The sequence below is a fragment of the Streptomyces sp. NBC_00224 genome (genome assembly GCF_041435195.1).
In the GTDB taxonomy this organism is placed as follows: Bacteria; Actinomycetota; Actinomycetes; order Streptomycetales; family Streptomycetaceae; genus Streptomyces.
Genome location: NZ_CP108106.1, coordinates 2,602,549 through 2,620,190, shown reverse-complemented (window position 1 = coordinate 2,620,190; position 17,642 = coordinate 2,602,549). Strand labels below are relative to the sequence as shown.

General features: G+C 69.0%; 16 protein-coding genes and 1 rRNA gene. 10 read left to right on the top strand and 7 right to left on the bottom strand.

Translation table 11 applies throughout. The annotated features are described in order from the left end of the window. Positions 1–247 precede the first annotated feature (247 nt). Positions 248–2,815 carry an FHA domain-containing protein gene (locus OG965_RS11675; RefSeq protein WP_371651835.1) on the top strand — a complete coding sequence of 856 codons (2,568 nt, stop codon included), beginning with the start codon at positions 248–250 and terminating at the stop codon, positions 2,813–2,815. Between the two features lie 76 nt (positions 2,816–2,891). On the opposite strand, the gene OG965_RS11670 is transcribed toward OG965_RS11675, so the two are convergent. From OG965_RS11670 to OG965_RS11660, 3 genes are all read right to left on the bottom strand, one after another. After that, a complete protein-coding gene (locus tag OG965_RS11670) occupies positions 2,892–3,557 on the bottom strand; it encodes a transglycosylase SLT domain-containing protein (protein ID WP_371651833.1) in 666 nt (221 codons plus the stop codon). 268 nt (positions 3,558–3,825) lie between these two features. After that, on the bottom strand, positions 3,826–4,962 hold the full coding sequence (locus OG965_RS11665; protein WP_371651831.1) for an S-adenosylmethionine:tRNA ribosyltransferase-isomerase: 1,137 nt from the start codon (positions 4,960–4,962) through the stop codon (positions 3,826–3,828). 28 nt (positions 4,963–4,990) lie between these two features. Then, positions 4,991–5,689 (bottom strand): SDR family NAD(P)-dependent oxidoreductase, encoded by a 699-nt coding sequence (locus tag OG965_RS11660; RefSeq protein WP_371651829.1) that lies wholly within the window; start codon positions 5,687–5,689, stop codon positions 4,991–4,993. A gap of 222 nt (positions 5,690–5,911) precedes the next feature. On the opposite strand from OG965_RS11660, the gene OG965_RS11655 reads away from it, so the two are divergent. The 3 genes from OG965_RS11655 (at position 5,912) to OG965_RS11645 (ending at position 8,105) form a co-directional block, all read left to right on the top strand. Further along, a complete protein-coding gene (locus OG965_RS11655) occupies positions 5,912–7,057 on the top strand; it encodes a GAF domain-containing sensor histidine kinase (RefSeq protein WP_371651827.1) in 1,146 nt (381 codons plus the stop codon). Beyond that, positions 7,050–7,691 carry a response regulator gene (locus tag OG965_RS11650; protein WP_371651825.1) on the top strand — a complete coding sequence of 214 codons (642 nt, stop codon included), beginning with the start codon at positions 7,050–7,052 and terminating at the stop codon, positions 7,689–7,691. Before OG965_RS11655 ends, OG965_RS11650 begins: the two co-directional genes overlap by 8 nt. 171 nt (positions 7,692–7,862) lie before the next feature. Then, complete coding sequence (locus OG965_RS11645; RefSeq protein ID WP_371651823.1) at positions 7,863–8,105, top strand: chaplin; 243 nt, start codon at positions 7,863–7,865, stop codon at positions 8,103–8,105. 332 nt (positions 8,106–8,437) lie between these two features. Here OG965_RS11645 and OG965_RS11640 read toward each other — a convergent pair whose 3' ends face one another. After that, the gene (locus tag OG965_RS11640) at positions 8,438–9,235 is read right to left on the bottom strand and encodes a hypothetical protein (protein WP_371651821.1); all 798 of its coding nucleotides are present in this window, start codon (positions 9,233–9,235) and stop codon (positions 8,438–8,440) included. Between the two features lie 138 nt (positions 9,236–9,373). On the opposite strand from OG965_RS11640, the gene OG965_RS11635 reads away from it, so the two are divergent. From OG965_RS11635 to OG965_RS11620, 4 genes are all read left to right on the top strand, one after another. Continuing rightward, entirely contained in the window at positions 9,374–10,165 is a 792-nt protein-coding gene (locus tag OG965_RS11635) for an ABC transporter ATP-binding protein (RefSeq protein WP_371651819.1), read from the top strand. A gap of 59 nt (positions 10,166–10,224) precedes the next feature. Further along, positions 10,225–10,647, top strand: coding sequence for an NfeD family protein (locus OG965_RS11630; protein WP_371651817.1), 423 nt, complete (start codon positions 10,225–10,227; stop codon positions 10,645–10,647). Between the two features lie 79 nt (positions 10,648–10,726). Next, positions 10,727–11,656, top strand: coding sequence for an SPFH domain-containing protein (locus OG965_RS11625; RefSeq protein WP_067157382.1), 930 nt, complete (start codon positions 10,727–10,729; stop codon positions 11,654–11,656). Positions 11,657–11,749: 93 nt separating this feature from the next. Next, positions 11,750–12,526, top strand: coding sequence for a sulfite exporter TauE/SafE family protein (locus OG965_RS11620; RefSeq protein ID WP_371651815.1), 777 nt, complete (start codon positions 11,750–11,752; stop codon positions 12,524–12,526). Positions 12,527–12,619: 93 nt separating this feature from the next. Here the strand turns inward: OG965_RS11620 and OG965_RS11615 are convergent, their stop codons facing one another. From OG965_RS11615 to OG965_RS11605, 3 genes are all read right to left on the bottom strand, one after another. After that, complete coding sequence (locus OG965_RS11615; RefSeq protein ID WP_371651813.1) at positions 12,620–13,126, bottom strand: HNH endonuclease; 507 nt, start codon at positions 13,124–13,126, stop codon at positions 12,620–12,622. Between the two features lie 157 nt (positions 13,127–13,283). Beyond that, entirely contained in the window at positions 13,284–13,820 is a 537-nt protein-coding gene (locus tag OG965_RS11610; protein ID WP_371651811.1) for a YbhB/YbcL family Raf kinase inhibitor-like protein, read from the bottom strand. Positions 13,821–13,908: 88 nt separating this feature from the next. Continuing rightward, positions 13,909–14,691: a sporulation protein gene (locus OG965_RS11605; protein ID WP_371651809.1), complete on the bottom strand. Its 783-nt coding sequence runs from the start codon at positions 14,689–14,691 to the stop codon at positions 13,909–13,911. A gap of 85 nt (positions 14,692–14,776) precedes the next feature. On the opposite strand from OG965_RS11605, the gene OG965_RS11600 reads away from it, so the two are divergent. Beyond that, positions 14,777–15,418 (top strand): DNA-3-methyladenine glycosylase, encoded by a 642-nt coding sequence (locus tag OG965_RS11600; protein ID WP_371651807.1) that lies wholly within the window; start codon positions 14,777–14,779, stop codon positions 15,416–15,418. A gap of 532 nt (positions 15,419–15,950) precedes the next feature. Beyond that, a 16S ribosomal RNA gene (locus OG965_RS11595) occupies positions 15,951–17,476 on the top strand. The last annotated feature ends 166 nt before the right edge of the window (positions 17,477–17,642 follow it).

Genomic DNA, 17,642 nt, shown 5'->3' with positions numbered 1-17,642 from the left:
AAGTTGTCCCATTCGCGCATGATCCGTACGCAGTCATGGGTGCTTACTACTTTCCGGGCGCGTTTCTCCTGAGTCAACGGCGCGTGCGTACACACCTGTTGCTCGACTGCAACAGGTCTGTGCACGTTATTCACAAGGGTCGGGTTTCGGATACGAGCCCGGGCCTGAAATAGTTCCCCACGATGTTCGCCATCCCTAGACTCCCTGTATCGGGGGATTGCTCGGGGGACAACAAGTGGGGCATGGAGTGCCGGAACTCGTACTGGAATTGAATGGCAGGACCTGGACGCTCGACGCGTCCCGGTCGTACACCCTCGGACGTGATCCGCAGGGCGACATGGTGATCGACGACGCCAGGGTCTCGTGGCGGCACGCCACGATCAGCTGGGGCGGGCGCAGTTGGGTCATCGAGGACCACGGCAGCACCAACGGCACCTATGTGCAGGGTCAGCGGATCCACCAGATGGAAATCGGCCCCGGCTCCGCGGTGCACCTGGGCAACGCGACCGACGGCCCGCGGCTGAATCTCACCGGTGCCGCAGCCGCGGCCCCGGCCGGAGCCGCCGCGTACAGCGCGCCCGCCGCCGCCCAGCAGGCGCCGCAGCAGGCCCCGCCGCAGCAGCAGCCCCAAGCGGGCGGCTGGGCGCCGCAGCAGCCCCAGCAGCAGGCGCCGCAGGCCCAGGTCCCGCAGCAGGCGTGGCAGCAGGCGCCGCAGCAGCAGGCCCCGGCCCACCAGCCCCCGCAGGCCCAGGTCCCGCAGCAGCAGGGCCCCGGCCAGGGAGCGGGCGCGTCGGCGGTCTACGGCGACCGCAGCCCCACCACGTTCCACCAGGTGGCGCTGGGCCGGGTGATGCGCATCGGCCGTGCGCTGGAGAACGAGCTGGTCGTCTCCGACCTCCAGGTCTCGCGCAACCACGCCGAGTTCCACTCGACGCCCGACGGCCGCATGGAGATCCGCGACCTCGGCTCGCACAACGGCACGTACGTCAACGGCATGCCGATCGCCAAGGGCGGCTCCGCGCTGCTCGGCCCGAACGACATCGTCGGCGTCGGCCACTCCACCTTCCGCGTCATCGGCGACCGCCTTGAGGAGTTCGTCGACACCGGTGACGTCTCCTTCTCGGCCCGCCACCTCACGGTGACGGTCGACGGCGGCAAGGACATCCTCAAGGACGTCTCCTTCGGCGTCCCCGAGAAGTCCCTCATCGCGGTCATCGGCCCCTCGGGTTCCGGCAAGTCCACCCTGCTCAAGGCGCTCACCGGCTACCGGCCCGCCAACCGGGGCGACGTCCTCTACGACAACCGGAACCTGTACAAGCAGTTCGCCGAGCTGCGCCAGCGCATCGGTCTGGTCCCGCAGGACGACATCTTGCACAAGGAGCTGACCGTCAAGAAGGCGCTGAAGTACGCGGCCAAGCTGCGCTTCCCCGCCGACACCACCGAGTCCGAGCGCGAGCAGCGCATAAACGAGGTGCTGGGCGAGCTCAAGCTGGACATCCACAAGGAGAAGAAGGTCACCTCCCTCTCCGGTGGCCAGCGCAAGCGCGTCTCCGTCGCCCTGGAGCTGCTGACCAAGCCGTCCCTGATCTTCCTGGACGAGCCGACCTCCGGCCTCGACCCGGGCATGGACCGCGATGTCATGCAGCTGCTGCGCGGGCTCGCCGACGACGGCCGCACCGTCCTCGTCGTGACCCACTCGGTGGCCGAGCTGGCGATCTGCGACAAGCTCCTGGTGATGGCGCCGGGCGGCTCGGTGGCGTACTTCGGTCCGCCCGAGGAGGCGCTGAACTTCTTCGGCTACAGCACCTGGGCCGATGTCTTCTCCGCCTTCGAGAACTACCGCGACTACGACTGGGCGGGCCGCTGGAAGGGCTCGCAGCACTACCAGATGTACGCCGCGGACATCGACGCCGTGGCCGCCCAGTCGGTCCAGATGCCGGCGCCGAACCAGATGCGCCCGCCCAAGCCGCAGAGCTGGGGCGCCCAGCTGTGGACGCTGATCCGGCGGTACTCGTCGGTCATCGCCTCCGACAAGGGCTTCCTGGGCCTGATGGTGATCCTGCCCGCCGTACTCGGCGCGGTCAGCGTGGTCATCCCGGCGAAGTTCGGCCTGGCCCCGCCGACCGGCGCCAACAAGTTCAACGCCGACGCGGGCACGATCATGCTGATCCTCGCGGTCGGCATGTGCTTCTCGGGCGCGGCCAACTCCGTACGAGAGCTGATCAAGGAACGGGTCATCTACGAACGGGAACGGGCCACCGGCCTCTCCCGCTCGGCGTACCTGATGTCCAAGGTCATCGTGCTCGGAGTGATCACCGCCATCCAGGGCGTCATCATCTGCGGCATCGGCTTCTCCACCCGGGACCTCCCCGAGGAGGGCCTGATCATGCCGCCGGCCATCGAGATCTGCCTGGTGGTCATCGCCCTCGGCTTCACCTCGATGATGTTCGGCCTGGTCATCTCCTCGCTGGTGAAGACCGCCGAGAAGACCATGCCGCTGCTGGTCATGTTCGCGATCGTGCAGGTCGTCTTCACCGGCATCCTCTTCAAGGTCTTCGGCTCGCTCGGCCTGGAGCAGTTCGCCTGGCTGATGCCGTCGCGCTGGGCCATCGCGGGCGCCGGTACGACCCTGGACCTCGCGCACCTCATGCCGCCGTGGGACCAGAACAAGCCCAACGACCTGGACCCGCTGTGGGAGCACTCGGTGGCCCAGTGGGGCATCAACATCACCGTGCTGATCGCCCTCGGTGTCATCTGCGGCTTCGCGGTCGCGCGCCTGCTGCGCCGCCACGAGCCGGAGGTCATGCGCAAGTAGCGCGGGCCCCGCACGCACGCCGAAGGGCGGCATCCCTGATGGGGTGCCGCCCTTCGGCGTGTGCCGTCGGCGTCCGTCAGTAGGCGCCGTTGACGTTGTCGATCGAGCCGTACTTGTTGGCCGCGTAGTTCGCCGCGGCGGTGATGTTGGCGACCGGGTCGTAGATGTTGGTCGACGTGCCGGACACGTGGAACGCGTTGAACGTCGGCTGGATGACCTGGAGAAGGCCCTTCGACGGGACGCCGTTGATGGCGTTGATGTCCCAGCCGTTGATCGCGTTCGGGTTGCCGGTCGACTCGCGCATGATGTTGCGGTACAGACCGTTGTACGAACCCGGGATGCCCTTGGACTTCATGATGTCCAGGGACTGCTTGATCCAGCCGTCCAGGTTGTTGGCGTACACCGGCTTGCGGGCGGCGGCGCGGCTCGCGGCGGCGTCGGCCGCGCGCTTCTTCGCCTCGGCCTCGGCCTTGGCCTTCGCGTCGGCCTCGGCCTTCGCCTTGGCCTGCTTGACGGCGGTGACGTGCTGCTTGGCGACGCTGGCCTCGACGGCCTTCGCGTTGGTGCCGGCGGCGGTCACGGAGAAGGCGACGGGCTCGGCGGCCACGGCGGTACCCGACTCGCCGCTGCCCGGCAGGACCGAGAAGGCGAGGGCGGCGGCGCCGAGAGCGGCGACACCGGCAATCGAGATCTTGTGCGTCTTGTTCAGACGACTGTGACCAGGGTTGCTGGACTCGGGCATGGTTGTAGGACCTCTTCCGAATGACGGGGACGGCACACGAAAGCGCCGCGGCGGTGAGCCGCAGCGCTGTGCGACGGGAGCCATTCTTAGCGGCCGCAAAATCCTGTGGCAAAGATGCGACATACGAACCCGGATAGTGGATCAGGGGCCGGGAAAAAGCGCCTCCCGCCCCCGCCCGCCCCGCTCACAGGGCCTTTATGGATCCACTACGCTGCTTCGTAAGTGATGTGCGTCCTATGCGCGGGCTCACATCGGCCACGTAACAGTCTCACCATCCGTTGCAGGAGCAATTCGGTGCGTGACGGTTCTCGTCCGGAAGGATGAGGTGGACGTCGCCGAACTCGTGCCAGAGGTAGAGCCCGCTCAGCGCCTCGGCGTACGCGGCGCCGATCGCCGCCCGCCCCGCGAGCGCCTCCAGCATCAAAAGGTGCGAGGCCTCCGGCTCATGCAGCCCGGTCAGCAGCCCGTCCACCACGCGCACCCCGCGCCCGGGCGTCACCACCAGATCCGTCCACCCCGACGCGGGCCGCACCACCCCGTCCACCCCGGCGGCCGACTGCAGCGCCCGCACCGCGGTCGTCCCCACCGCCACGATCCGCCCACCCGCCGCCCGCCACCGCCCTTTCGGGGAAGCGCCTCGCGCGCCCCGCCTTCTCCCGGCCCGCGCGGCGTTCACCAGCCGCGCCGTGGACACCGGCACCTCGAACCGCTCCGGATACGGCGGCTCGTGCGCCTCCGGCGAGGCCACCCCCGTATGCAGGGTGACCGGCGCGAACCACACCCCGCGCCGCACCAGCTCCGCGACCAGCTCCACCGTGAAGGGCCGCGCCGCGCTCGGCATCTCCGCCGAGCCCACCCCGTCCGGCGAGGGCAGCGCGAAGACCGTCTGGTACGCGGAGAGAGGCTGGTCGCCCGAGGTGTACGCGTACCGGATCGGCCGCCCGTACCGCGCGAGCAGCCCCGGCACGTCCGGGGTGTCCGCACGGGCCCACCACAGGCGGTCCCCGGCCGCGCTGAGCGGCTCCTCCAGGGCCAGGCGCCGCCCGCCCGGCAGCGCCACCGTCGTCCGCGCGCGCGTACCGGTACGCCGCCGGGTACTGCCCGACGGCTCCGGGGCGCGCAGCTCGACCGCCCAGCGCCCGTCCGGGCCCAGCGTCGAGAAGTGCACGACCACCCGCTCGCCGTCCAGCGTGCCGTCCACGGCCGACGGCATGGTCGCCGACGTGTTGACGACCAGGACGTCCCCGGCCCGCAGCTGCCCGGCCAGGTCCCGGAACGCGTGATGGGAGACCTCGGTGCCGCGCGACACCATCAGCCGCACGTCGTCCCGCCCCGAGCCGCGCACCTCGGCGGGCTCCGAGGCCATCAGCTCCTCGGGCACCCGGATGGCGATGTCCGCCGTCATCGCGCCCCCGTCCCGGCCGGGCTCCGCCTCATCGCGCCGTCTCCACCAGCGCGGGAGCCGCGTACCGCCCGCTCGCGGGGCGGCGCTCGATCAGGCTCAGGAAGCCGGGCACCACCGTCTCCGGCTCCGGCCGCTCCTCCTCGTCACCCGGCACGGCCGCCCGGTACAGATCGGTCCGCATGTCGCCCGGGTCCACCGCCCACACCCGCAGCCCCGGCTCCTCCACCGCGAGCACGGCCGCCAGCTGGTCGAGCGCCGCCTTGGACGCCCCGTACCCGCCCCAGGTCGCATAGGCCTCGGCCGCCGCGTCCGAACTCACCGCCAGTACCGCCCCCGCCCCCGAGCCCCGCAGCAGGCCGAGCGACTCCTGTACGAGCCCCAGCGCCGCCACCACATTGGTCTCCAGGGCCGCCCGGAACCCGTCCAGGCTCTGCCGCTCCAGCGCCACCAGCGGCTCGGCGCCGAGCGCGCTCGCGTTGTGCACCAGCAGGTCGAGCCCGCCCAGCTCCCCGGCCGCCGCCACCAGCGCCCGGCGGTGCACGGCGTCCGTCACGTCCCCGGCGAGCGCCACGACCTTCGTTCCGTGTCCATCGAGCGCGTCGGCCGTCTCCTTCAGTACGGACGCCGTCCTGGCATCCAGGACGAGGTCCCAGCCGCGTGCGGCCAGCGCCCGCGCGAGCGCCCGCCCGAGTCCCTTCGAAGCCCCCGTGATGATCGCTACCGGCATGATCTTCCGTCCCCTCGTAGTCCGCTGCATCGCTGTCTCGCGTCGGCGGTGCGCGTCGGCCGCGCGGGCCGCCGACAGCCCCAGCGTCACTCCCCGCCCGCCCCCGCCGCCTCAGCCGCGCGCCCCAGCCGCCCAAGGCACTTCGACCTAGTCCCCGGGACCCAGCCGACCGCCGTCCACAGGCGGATACGGACCGTCACACCCCACGGGTACGGTGATCCCATGAGTCACCGACCGAGCTCCGGCCTCGCCGCCGTGAGCACCGCGCTCCTCGCGATGAGCAGGCATCTTGAGGTGCGCGACGTCCTCAAGACGATCGTCGCGTCGGCCCGCGACCTGCTCGACGCGGAGTACGCGGCACTCGGCGTCCCCGACGACCACGGCGGCTTCGCGCAGTTCGTGGTCGACGGCGTCAGCGACGAGCAGTGGAAGGCGATCGGCCCGCTGCCGCGCCAGCACGGCATCCTCGCGGCGATGCTCAACGAGCAGAAGCCGGAGCGGATCGCCGACGTCCGCAAGGACCCCCGCTTCGGCGGCTGGCCCGCCGCGCACCCCGACATGTCCGACTTCCTGGGCGTGCCGATCCGCGACGGCGACGAGACGCTGGGCACGCTCTTCCTCGCCAACAAGCGCTGCCCCAAGCCGGAGGGCGGCTGCGGCTTCACCGAGGACGACGCCGAACTGCTTGGCATCCTCGCCCAGCACGCGGCGATCGCCCTGACCAACGCGCGCCTCTACGAGCGCAGCCGCGAGCTCACCATCACCGAGGAGCGCACCCGCCTCGCCCACGAGCTGCACGACGCGGTCAGCCAGAAGCTCTTCTCGCTCCGGCTGACCGCCCAGGCCGCCGCCGCCCTCGTGGACCGCGACCCCGCGCGCGCCAAGGGCGAGCTCCAGCAGGTCGCCGCGCTCGCCGCCGAGGCCGCCGACGAACTGCGCGCGGCCGTGGTCGAACTGCGCCCGGCCGCCCTGGAGGAAGACGGCCTGGTCAACACCCTGCGCACCCAGATCCAGGTCCTCGACCGCGCCCACAGCGCCGAGGTCACCTTCGAGAACTGTGGAGTACGGGCACTGCCGCCCGCCCAGGAGGAGGCGCTGCTGCGCGTCGCCCAGGAGGCCCTGCACAACGCCCTGCGCCACTCGGACGCCGAGCACGTCTCGGTCGTTCTCATACGACGCGGCCAGGGCGCCGCCCTGCGGATCGTCGACGACGGCCGCGGATTCGAACCCCGTGCGGTCCGCCGCGCCGGCCGTCACCTCGGCCTGGTGTCGATGCGGCACCGGGCGAGCGGCGTCGGGGGCCGGCTCATCGTGAAATCGGCGCCCGGAGAGGGCGCCACGATCGAGATGGAGGTGCCAGGTGGCTGACAGCATCAAAGTCCTCCTGGTCGACGACCACCAGGTGGTCCGCCGCGGCCTGCGGACGTTCCTGGAGGTCCAGGACGACATAGAGGTCGTCGGCGAGGCCGCCGACGGGGCCGAGGGGGTCGCCCGAGCCGAGGAGCTGAAGCCGGACGTCGTCCTGATGGACGTGAAGATGCCCGGCATGGACGGCATCGAGGCGCTGCGCAAGCTGCGCACGCTGGCCAACCCGGCGAAGGTGCTGATCGTCACCAGCTTCACCGAGCAGCGCACGGTGGTGCCCGCGCTGCGGGCGGGCGCGGCGGGCTATGTGTACAAGGACGTCGACCCGGAGGCACTGGCCGGCGCGATCCGCTCGGTGCACGCCGGGCACGTGCTGCTCCAGCCCGAGGTCGCGGGCGCACTGCTCTCCCAGGACGACGCGGGCGGCGGCCAGGGCCGGGGCACCTCGCTCACCGAGCGCGAGCGCGAAGTCCTTGGCCTGATCGCGGACGGCCGCTCGAACCGGGAGATCGCCCGAGCACTGGTCCTGTCCGAGAAGACGGTGAAAACACACGTCTCCAACATCCTGATGAAGCTGGACCTGGCGGACCGCACCCAGGCGGCCCTGTGGGCGGTCCGCCACGGCCTGACGGACTGACGGGGCGCCGTATAAAAAGGTGTAGGTCCGTAAATACGGATCGTCACGCTCCAGTGAGAGATTCATACCGTCGGGTGTATGTCACCCGTCCGGCGTATCTCCGGCGACCGGTGGGCGTTCTCCAGGGCGTGCTGCGGCGGACCGTCGCAGCGAGACCAGGAGGAACCTGAAGTGAAGAACCTGAAGAAGGCCGCCGCCGTCGCCATGGTCGCCGGAGGAATCGTCGCAGCCGGTGCCGGTGCCGCCGCCGCGCACGGAGCGAACGCGGACGGCGAGGCCAAGAACTCCCCCGGCGTCGTCTCCGGCAACCTGGTCCAGGCGCCGATCCAGGTCCCGGTCAACGCCACGGGCAACTCGGTGAACGTCGTCGGCCTCCTCAACCCGGCCTTCGGCAACGAGTCCTCCAACTCCTGACCGCAAAGCGGTCGAGCCCCGGGGCGCGCGGAAATGTCCGCTGCGCCCCAGAGGCTTGTGCCCCCACCCCCGCCAGGGGCTACGCCCCCGGACGCGGTTTTTGGCTGCGGGTGGGTGGGGGCTCCCCGCGCCCCTGAGGGGTTAGGGGCGCGGGGAACTGCGCGACCAGCCACAGACGGCCCGCAGACGAACGGGATCCGGGGCGGAGCCCGAAGCAACGGGGTCCGGGGCGGAGCCCCGAAGCGGGGTGCAGGGGCCGCAGGCCCCGCAACGGGGGTCCGGGGGCGCAGCCCCCGGGAAACGAGCCTCCACCCCCACCCACCCCCGGAGGGTTAAGGGAACGGGCGGGGTGGGGGACCCTCCACGTACGAGTTGTACGCCGCCACCCGAGCCCGCCGAGCCACCCGCTCCACCGGCCGCAACGCCTCCGCCCGAACCGCCAGCTCCGACGCGCTCACCGCCCCGCCGATGTGCTCCGCCCCGCGCGCCACCTCGACCAGCAGCGCGACCCGCCGGGCCAGCTCCAACACCCGTACCGCCCGCGCCGGATAGCCAGGAGCCAGGACCATGTCGTCCGGCCCCTCCGCCCGCGCCCGGTACGCGTCGATCGCCGCCTCCGCCGCCGGCCCCGATCCGGCGACGTCGAGCCGGGTCAGCACGACCGTCGCCTCCCGCAGAGCCTCCGCCAGCTCCCGCTCCGCCTCCCCGAGCGAGGGCACATCGGCCGGCGGCGCCTCCCGTACCGCCAGGCACTGCCAGACGACCTCCACCCGCACATCACCCGCGGGCCCCACCTCGCTGACCTCCGGCACCAGCCCGTGCGGCGCCCCGAATCCGACGACGGCCTCCTCCGCGTCCAGCGCCCGCGCGTTGAACTCCGGCGGCCCGCTGAGCCCCAGCGGATGCCCCGGCGCGGGCAGCGCGACCCGGAAGCCGGTCACCCCGAGCCCCCGCAGCCGCCCGAGCGCCAGCGTGAGCCCCACCGGCGTCGCTTCACCCGGCAGCCCCGCCACCCGGTGCACCGTGTCGTCCCCGACGATCGCCGACGCGGCGTCATCCGGTGAAACTTTCCCGGCCAACAGGGCATTTCCCCATGCGGCCAGCCGACCTGAACGTGGTTCCGAGAACATGGACCCAGCCTAGGTACTGGCCCTCACGGCAGGTCCACTCCCTCAGTGGCGTAGGTTTTCCCTGGGAGATTTCCCCGGGACCCTGCCCACAGGAACAGCCCGGACCTCAAGACGATTGCATGGGGAGACAACGCGCTCATGAGCGATGTACTGGAGCTGGTGGACGTATCCGTGGTCCGCGACGGACGCGCTCTGGTGGACGACGTCTCCTGGTCGGTCAAGGAGGGCGAGCGCTGGGTGATCCTCGGCCCCAACGGCGCCGGCAAGACCACCCTCCTCAACATCGCCTCCAGCTACCTCTTCCCGACCACCGGTACGGCGAAGATCCTCGGCGACCCGCTCGGCAAGGTCGACGTGTTCGAGCTGCGCCCGCGCATCGGCATGGCCGGCGTCGCCATGGCCGACAAGCTGCCCAAGCGCCAGACCGTGCTCCAGACGGTGCTCACCGCCGCGTACGGCATGACCGCCACCTGGCAGGAGCAGTACGACGCCGTCGACGAGGAGCGCGCCCGCGCCTTCCTCGACCGGCTCGGCATGACCGAGTACGTCGACCGGAAGTTCGGCACCCTCTCCGAGGGCGAGCGCAAGCGCACCCTGATCGCCCGCGCGATGATGACCGACCCCGAGCTGCTGCTCCTCGACGAGCCGGCCGCCGGTCTCGACCTGGGCGGCCGCGAGGACCTGGTCCGCCGCCTCGGCCGCCTCGCCCGCGACCCGTACGCGCCCTCGATGGTCATGGTCACGCACCACGTCGAGGAGATCGCCCCCGGCTTCACCCACGTCCTCATGATCCGCCAGGGCAAGGTGCTCGCCGCGGGCCCCATGGAGACCGAGCTCACCTCCCGCAACCTCTCCCTCTGCTTCGGGCTCCCGCTGGTCGTCGAACACCGCGGCGACCGCTACTCCGCGACCGGTCTGCCCCTCGGCTGACCCCGGGCGCTCCCCGGGCGCACTGTCCGTGGCGGGGTGCCCGGACCTACGATGACCTCGTGGACGCATGGGTTGGGTGGCTGATCGCGGCGGCGGGTCTCGGAATTCCTCTGGTGCTGACCGCCATGCCGGAATTCGGCATGCTGGCCGTCGGCGCGGTCGCCGCGGCCGTGGCCGCGGGCCTCGGCCTGGGCACCGTCGCGCAGGTCCTCGTCTTCGTCGTGGTCTCGGTCGCCCTCATCGCCGTCGTCCGGCCCATCGCGGCCCGGCACAGCGCCGAGCGGCCCCGCCTCGCCACCGGCATCGACGCGCTGAAGGGCCGTCAGGCCGTCGTCCTGGAGAGAGTCGACAGCAGCGGCGGCAGGATCAAGCTGGCGGGCGAGGTGTGGTCGGCCCGCACCCTCGACGGCGGCCAGTCCTTCGAACCCGGCCAGCAGGTCGATGTGGTCGAGATCGACGGAGCGACTGCCATCGTCATGTGAACCATGCCAGGATCATCCGGGCCGGGAGCCGCACAGCTGCCGCGCACTTCCTAGAGGCAAGAAAGGCACGGGGAACGCGATGTCAGCGATCATCATCGTCCTGATCATTCTGGTGGTGCTGGTCTTCATCGCCCTGATCAAGACCATCCAGGTGATCCCGCAGGCCAGCGCGGCCATCGTCGAGCGCTTCGGCCGCTATACGAGGACGCTGAACGCGGGCCTGAACATCGTCGTCCCGTTCATCGACTCGATCCGCAACCGCATCGACCTGCGTGAGCAGGTCGTGCCGTTCCCGCCGCAGCCGGTGATCACCCAGGACAACCTGGTCGTCAACATCGACACGGTCATCTACTACCAGGTGACCGACGCCCGCGCCGCCACGTACGAAGTCGCCAGCTACATCCAGGCGATCGAACAGCTCACCGTCACCACCCTCCGCAACATCATCGGCGGCATGGACCTGGAGCGGACCCTCACCTCCCGCGAGGAGATCAACGCGGCCCTGCGCGGCGTCCTCGACGAGGCCACCGGCAAGTGGGGCATCCGCGTCAACCGCGTCGAGCTGAAGGCGATCGAGCCGCCGACCTCCATCCAGGACTCGATGGAGAAGCAGATGCGCGCCGACCGTGACAAGCGCGCCGCGATCCTCCAGGCCGAAGGTGTCCGGCAGTCCGAGATCCTGCGCGCCGAGGGCGAGAAGCAGTCCGCGATCCTGCGCGCCGAAGGTGAGGCCAAGGCGGCCGCCCTGCGCGCCGAGGGCGAGGCCCAGGCGATCCGTACGGTCTTCGAGTCCATCCACGCGGGCGACCCCGACCAGAAGCTCCTCTCGTACCAGTACCTCCAGATGCTCCCGAAGATCGCCGAGGGCGACGCCAACAAGCTCTGGATCGTGCCCAGCGAGATCGGCGACGCGCTCAAGGGCCTGTCCGGCGCGTTCGGCAACCTCGGCAGCGGGATGTCCGGCTTCAACACGGGATCCGAGCGCCGCGAAGAACCGCCCGTCGACTGAGACCAGTTGACTGCGTAGTACATCATCCGTGCATGATCAGTGCGGCCCCTCGACCTCCATGGCGGGGAGGCGTCTCACTGATTGTGTAAGGAGATGGCCTTGTCCATCTGGGAAGCACTCGCGGTCTTCGCGGCCGGCATCGGCGCCGGCACCATCAACACGATCGTCGGCTCAGGCACCCTGATCACCTTTCCCGTGCTGCTGGCCACCGGTCTCCCGCCGATCACGGCGAACGTGTCCAACACCCTCGGCCTGGTCTCCGGCTCCATCAGCGGAGCCATCGGCTACCGCCGCGAACTGCGCGGCCAGACCCGCCGCATCCTGCGCCTCGCGTCCACCGCGCTGATCGGCGGGCTCGTCGGCGCCATCCTGCTGCTCGCCCTGCCGTCCGACGCGTTCGACGCGATCGTCCCCGTACTGGTCGGCCTCGCGCTGCTGCTCGTCCTCTTCCAGCCGCGCATCGCCGCCGCCGTCAAGCGCCGCCGCGAGGCCACCGGCACCCAGGCCCGCCCCGACGGCGGCCCCGTCCTGCTCGTCGGCCTCTTCTTCGCCAGCATCTACGGGGGCTACTTCGGTGCGGCCCAGGGCGTGCTCTACCTCTCCCTGATGGGCCTGCTGCTCCCCGAGAGCCTGCAGCGCGTCAACGCCGTCAAGAACATCCTCGCGGCCCTGGTCAACGGCATCGCCGCCGTCTTCTTCCTCTTCGTCGCCGACTTCGACTGGACCGCCGTCCTGCTCATCGCGGTCGGCTCGACCATAGGAGGCCAGATCGGCGCCAAGGTAGGCCGCCGCCTGAAGCCGACGGTGCTGCGGGGGGTGATCATCGCGGTGGGCGTGGTGGCGATCGTGCAGTTGGTCCTGCGCGGTTAGGGGCGCGGGGCTGTGTCTATTTGCGGCTCCGCCGCGTGGGCGCGCCCAGCCACCCACGGTCCGCACCCGAATCCCGACGCTTGCAGCGTGTGCTTACGCAGCCCCGCGAGCCAACCACTCCGGCAGCGCGGACCGATCACCGGCCGCCATGCCGAGCAGCATCGCGTCCGCGGGCGACGGCTCGAACGGTTCCCGCAACAGCGGCATCCCCGCCTCGTCCGGCGTCCGGTCGGCCTTGCGGTGGTTGTCCTCGGCGCAGGACGCCACCGTATTGAGCCAGCTGTCCCGCCCGCCCTGGGCCCGCGGCACCACGTGGTCCACGGTGGTCGCGCGCCTTCCGCAGTACGCGCACCGGTGCTGGTCCCGGACCAGCACCCCCCTTCTCGACCACGGAGCCTGTCTTCGGAAGGGCACCCGTACGTAACGGCAGAGCCTGATCACCCGCGGCACCGGTATCTCCACGGCGGCCGCACGCATCCTGAGCTCGGGATGCTCCTGCTCGACGACGGCCTTGTCCTGGAGGACCAGCACCACCGCACGGTTGAGAGTGACCGTCGACAGCGGCTCGAAGCTCGCGTTCAGTACCAGCGTGTCCCGCATCCTGCCCACCTCCGCGTAGTGCCGGCCCACTCCCTGGCGGGCTTGGATCAACTTTGGCCGGGCTCGCCACGACGGACAACGCATTAAAAATGCCCTGCTCTGATCTCTCCAAGACCAGAGCAGGGCAAACAATGAAGGAACGATCAGCTACCCGGAGTCAGCTGTTCGAGGGACCCGTGTACGTACCGATCAGCTGCGCGCGTGCCAGAGTGTGGAACCGGAGATTGAATCCGACGACGGCGGGCGACACGTCCGCGTCCGGTCCCAGCTTCGCGGAATCCACCGCGTACACGGTGAAGACATAGCGGTGCGATTCCCCGGCCGGCGGAGCCGCCCCGCCGAATTCCTTCGACCCGTAGTCGTTGCGGACCTGGACCGCCCCGGCCGGCAGACCCTCGAACTTCCCGCTGCCCGCGCCGACCGGCAGCTCGGTCACCGACGCCGGGATGTCGAACACCACCCAGTGCCAGAACCCGCTGCCCGTCGGGGCGTCCGGGTCGAAGCACGTCACCGCGAAGCTCTCGGTCTCGGCCGGGAACCCCTCCCACCGAAGGTGGGGAGACATGTTCCCGGCCGCGTACACCTGGGCGTCCTGCAGCGGCGCACCCTCCTGGACGTCCTCGCTCACCACGGTGAACGAGGGCACCTCGGGGTGGAAGTCATGGGGGAGCGGCGGCCTCTTGAGCTCGCTCACGCGGGCACCTCCTGATCGGTAACCATCGGCATCGCTGACCATAGGCACTGGATCCCGGTGACACCGGGATCCAGTGACGAGGGCGAGCCTAGAACCAGTTGCGCCGGCCGCCGACCTCCGCCAGCCACTGGTGCAGATAGGCCGACCAGTCCGTCGCCTGGTAGTCGTGCAGACCCACCTGGAACGAGCGGTACGAGTCGCTGCCCTCGCTGAACAGACCCGGCTTCTTGTCCATCTCCAGGACCACGTCCATCGCGCGGTCGTCCGCTACGAAGGTCAGCTCCACCTGGTTGAGACCCCGGTACTCCGACGGCGCGAAGAACTCGATCTCCTGGTAGAACGGCAGCCGCTGGCGGGTGCCGCGGATGTGCCCGCGCTCCATGTCCGCGCTCTTGAAGCGGAAGCCCAGCTGGATGAAGGCGTTGAGGATCGCCTGCTGCGCCGGCAGCGGGTGCACGTTGATCGGGTCAAGGTCGCCCGAGTCCAGGGCGCGCGCGATCTCCAGCTCCGTCGTCACACCGATGTGCATCCCGCGCAGCGGCTGACCGTCGACCGTCGTGACCGGCGTCTCCCACGGAATCTCCAGGCCGAACGGCACCACGTGCACCGCGCCCGCCTTCACCTCGAACGCGCCGCCGAGGCGCAGCTTGGTGAACTCGATGTCCTGCTTGGTCTCGTGGTCACCGCCCTCGACCTCGACCCGCGCCTGGAGACCGACCGAGAGCCCCTCGATCATCTGGTCCACGGATCCGCCCTGGATCCGCACCTCGCCCTGGACGACACCGCCCGGCACCACATTCGCCTCGGTCAGTTCGGTCTCCACCGAAGCGCCACCGGCACCCAGACTCGCAAGCAGACGCTTGAACCCCATGCTGTTCCCTCCATAGATCCTGCCCCCACTAAACGCAAAACCGCGGCCTCCGGTTCCGTCTCCCCACCCGGTACGCTCGGACGCCATGATCGCGGGCCCCGAACGTACGCCACTCCCACGCGGTTTCTTCGACCGCCCCGTCCTGGAGGTCGCACCCGACCTCCTCGGCCGCACCCTCGTGCGCCGCACCGCCGACGGCCCGGTCGAGCTGCGGCTCACGGAGGTGGAGGCGTACGACGGCGCGAACGACCCCGGGTCGCACGCCTTCCGCGGCCGCACGGCGCGCAACGGCGTGATGTTCGGCCCGGCCGGCCACGCGTACGTCTACTTCACGTACGGGATGTGGCACTGCCTGAACGTGGTGTGCGGGCAGGAGGGTGCGGCGAGCGGGGTCCTGCTGCGGGCGGGCGAGATCCAGGTAGGCGCGGAGCTCGCGCGTAAACGTCGAATCTCGGCCCGAAACGACAAGGAACTGGCCAAAGGACCGGCCCGGCTGGCCACGGCCCTGGACGTCGACCGAGCCCTCGACGGCACTGACGTCTGCACCGGCACGGATGCCCCGCTCTCCGTACTTACGGGGACCCCGCCACCGGCCGACCTGGTACGCAGCGGACCGCGCACCGGCGTGGGCGGCGACGGAGCCCCACATCCCTGGCGGTTCTGGATCTCTGACGACCCGACAGTCAGCCCGTACCGGGCACATCAGCCACGCCGCCGCGCAACTTGACTCGGCCCGGCCCGACGCCTAACGTAGCCCGAGCCGCTTGAGACGGGCCCTGCTGTTCAGCAACCCGAAGCGGCCACCCACTACCTACGACTGACCCCAACGGGTCCTTGTTTCGGCATGCCGGAATTTGGATTCAGTGGCTCGATTATGAGCCGCCTGGGAAATCAGCTAAAGTAGTGACCACGCCGAAAGGGAAACGCGAAAGCGAAAACCTGGAAAGCGAATCCCGCTGACTGGGAATCGGACACGAAAGAGTCTGATAGAGTCGGAAACGAAGGAAGCGCCCGGAGGGCCCGGAAACGGGAACAAAGGAAGCGTCCGTACCTTGAGAACTCAACAGCGTGCCAAAAGTCAACGCCAGATTGACAACCCCGGCCCATCCCTTGTGGTGGGTTGGAGGTTCCTTTGAAAAGTCCTGTGCGCCCTTGTGGCGGGCAGGCAATTACACAGCGAGGACGCTGAGGACGGTCGGTCTTATTCCGACATGGCTGTCCCGCTCTTTCGTGTGTGTGGACCGGATTACCGGTAAACATTCATGGAGAGTTTGATCCTGGCTCAGGACGAACGCTGGCGGCGTGCTTAACACATGCAAGTCGAACGATGAAGCCTTTCGGGGTGGATTAGTGGCGAACGGGTGAGTAACACGTGGGCAATCTGCCCTTCACTCTGGGACAAGCCCTGGAAACGGGGTCTAATACCGGATAACACTCCTGCCTGCATGGGCGGGGGTTGAAAGCTCCGGCGGTGAAGGATGAGCCCGCGGCCTATCAGCTTGTTGGTGGGGTGATGGCCTACCAAGGCGACGACGGGTAGCCGGCCTGAGAGGGCGACCGGCCACACTGGGACTGAGACACGGCCCAGACTCCTACGGGAGGCAGCAGTGGGGAATATTGCACAATGGGCGAAAGCCTGATGCAGCGACGCCGCGTGAGGGATGACGGCCTTCGGGTTGTAAACCTCTTTCAGCAGGGAAGAAGCGAAAGTGACGGTACCTGCAGAAGAAGCGCCGGCTAACTACGTGCCAGCAGCCGCGGTAATACGTAGGGCGCAAGCGTTGTCCGGAATTATTGGGCGTAAAGAGCTCGTAGGCGGCTTGTCACGTCGGATGTGAAAGCCCGGGGCTTAACCCCGGGTCTGCATTCGATACGGGCTAGCTAGAGTGTGGTAGGGGAGATCGGAATTCCTGGTGTAGCGGTGAAATGCGCAGATATCAGGAGGAACACCGGTGGCGAAGGCGGATCTCTGGGCCATTACTGACGCTGAGGAGCGAAAGCGTGGGGAGCGAACAGGATTAGATACCCTGGTAGTCCACGCCGTAAACGTTGGGAACTAGGTGTTGGCGACATTCCACGTCGTCGGTGCCGCAGCTAACGCATTAAGTTCCCCGCCTGGGGAGTACGGCCGCAAGGCTAAAACTCAAAGGAATTGACGGGGGCCCGCACAAGCAGCGGAGCATGTGGCTTAATTCGACGCAACGCGAAGAACCTTACCAAGGCTTGACATATACCGGAAACGGCCAGAGATGGTCGCCCCCTTGTGGTCGGTATACAGGTGGTGCATGGCTGTCGTCAGCTCGTGTCGTGAGATGTTGGGTTAAGTCCCGCAACGAGCGCAACCCTTGTTCTGTGTTGCCAGCATGCCCTTCGGGGTGATGGGGACTCACAGGAGACTGCCGGGGTCAACTCGGAGGAAGGTGGGGACGACGTCAAGTCATCATGCCCCTTATGTCTTGGGCTGCACACGTGCTACAATGGCCGGTACAATGAGCTGCGATGCCGTGAGGCGGAGCGAATCTCAAAAAGCCGGTCTCAGTTCGGATTGGGGTCTGCAACTCGACCCCATGAAGTCGGAGTTGCTAGTAATCGCAGATCAGCATTGCTGCGGTGAATACGTTCCCGGGCCTTGTACACACCGCCCGTCACGTCACGAAAGTCGGTAACACCCGAAGCCGGTGGCCCAACCCCTTGTGGGAGGGAGCTGTCGAAGGTGGGACTGGCGATTGGGACGAAGTCGTAACAAGGTAGCCGTACCGGAAGGTGCGGCTGGATCACCTCCTTTCTAAGGAGCACAGTACCGATTGCAGGCAAATGTTCTGCACGGTCAGCTCATGGGTGGAACGTTGACTATTCGGCACTTCTGGAAGGTTGTCACTAGTACTGCTTCGGCGTGGAACGTGGGGATCGTCTGGAAGGGCCGGGCACGCTGTTGGGTGTCTGAAGGCACG

Excerpts from the sequence above, each read along its gene's own strand:
- OG965_RS11600 (WP_371651807.1), top strand. The coding sequence starts at position 14,777 with ATGATCGCGGGCCCCGAACGTACGCCACTCCCACGCGGTTTCTTCGAC.
- OG965_RS11640 (WP_371651821.1), bottom strand. The coding sequence starts at position 9,235 with ATGTTCTCGGAACCACGTTCAGGTCGGCTGGCCGCATGGGGAAATGCC.
- OG965_RS11625 (WP_067157382.1), top strand. The coding sequence starts at position 10,727 with ATGTCAGCGATCATCATCGTCCTGATCATTCTGGTGGTGCTGGTCTTC.
- OG965_RS11670 (WP_371651833.1), bottom strand. The coding sequence starts at position 3,557 with ATGCCCGAGTCCAGCAACCCTGGTCACAGTCGTCTGAACAAGACGCAC.
- OG965_RS11605 (WP_371651809.1), bottom strand. The coding sequence starts at position 14,691 with ATGGGGTTCAAGCGTCTGCTTGCGAGTCTGGGTGCCGGTGGCGCTTCG.
- OG965_RS11620 (WP_371651815.1), top strand. The coding sequence starts at position 11,750 with ATGGCCTTGTCCATCTGGGAAGCACTCGCGGTCTTCGCGGCCGGCATC.
- OG965_RS11655 (WP_371651827.1), top strand. The coding sequence starts at position 5,912 with ATGAGTCACCGACCGAGCTCCGGCCTCGCCGCCGTGAGCACCGCGCTC.
- OG965_RS11615 (WP_371651813.1), bottom strand. The coding sequence starts at position 13,126 with ATGCGGGACACGCTGGTACTGAACGCGAGCTTCGAGCCGCTGTCGACG.
- OG965_RS11665 (WP_371651831.1), bottom strand. The coding sequence starts at position 4,962 with ATGACGGCGGACATCGCCATCCGGGTGCCCGAGGAGCTGATGGCCTCG.
- OG965_RS11635 (WP_371651819.1), top strand. The coding sequence starts at position 9,374 with ATGAGCGATGTACTGGAGCTGGTGGACGTATCCGTGGTCCGCGACGGA.
- OG965_RS11660 (WP_371651829.1), bottom strand. The coding sequence starts at position 5,689 with ATGCCGGTAGCGATCATCACGGGGGCTTCGAAGGGACTCGGGCGGGCG.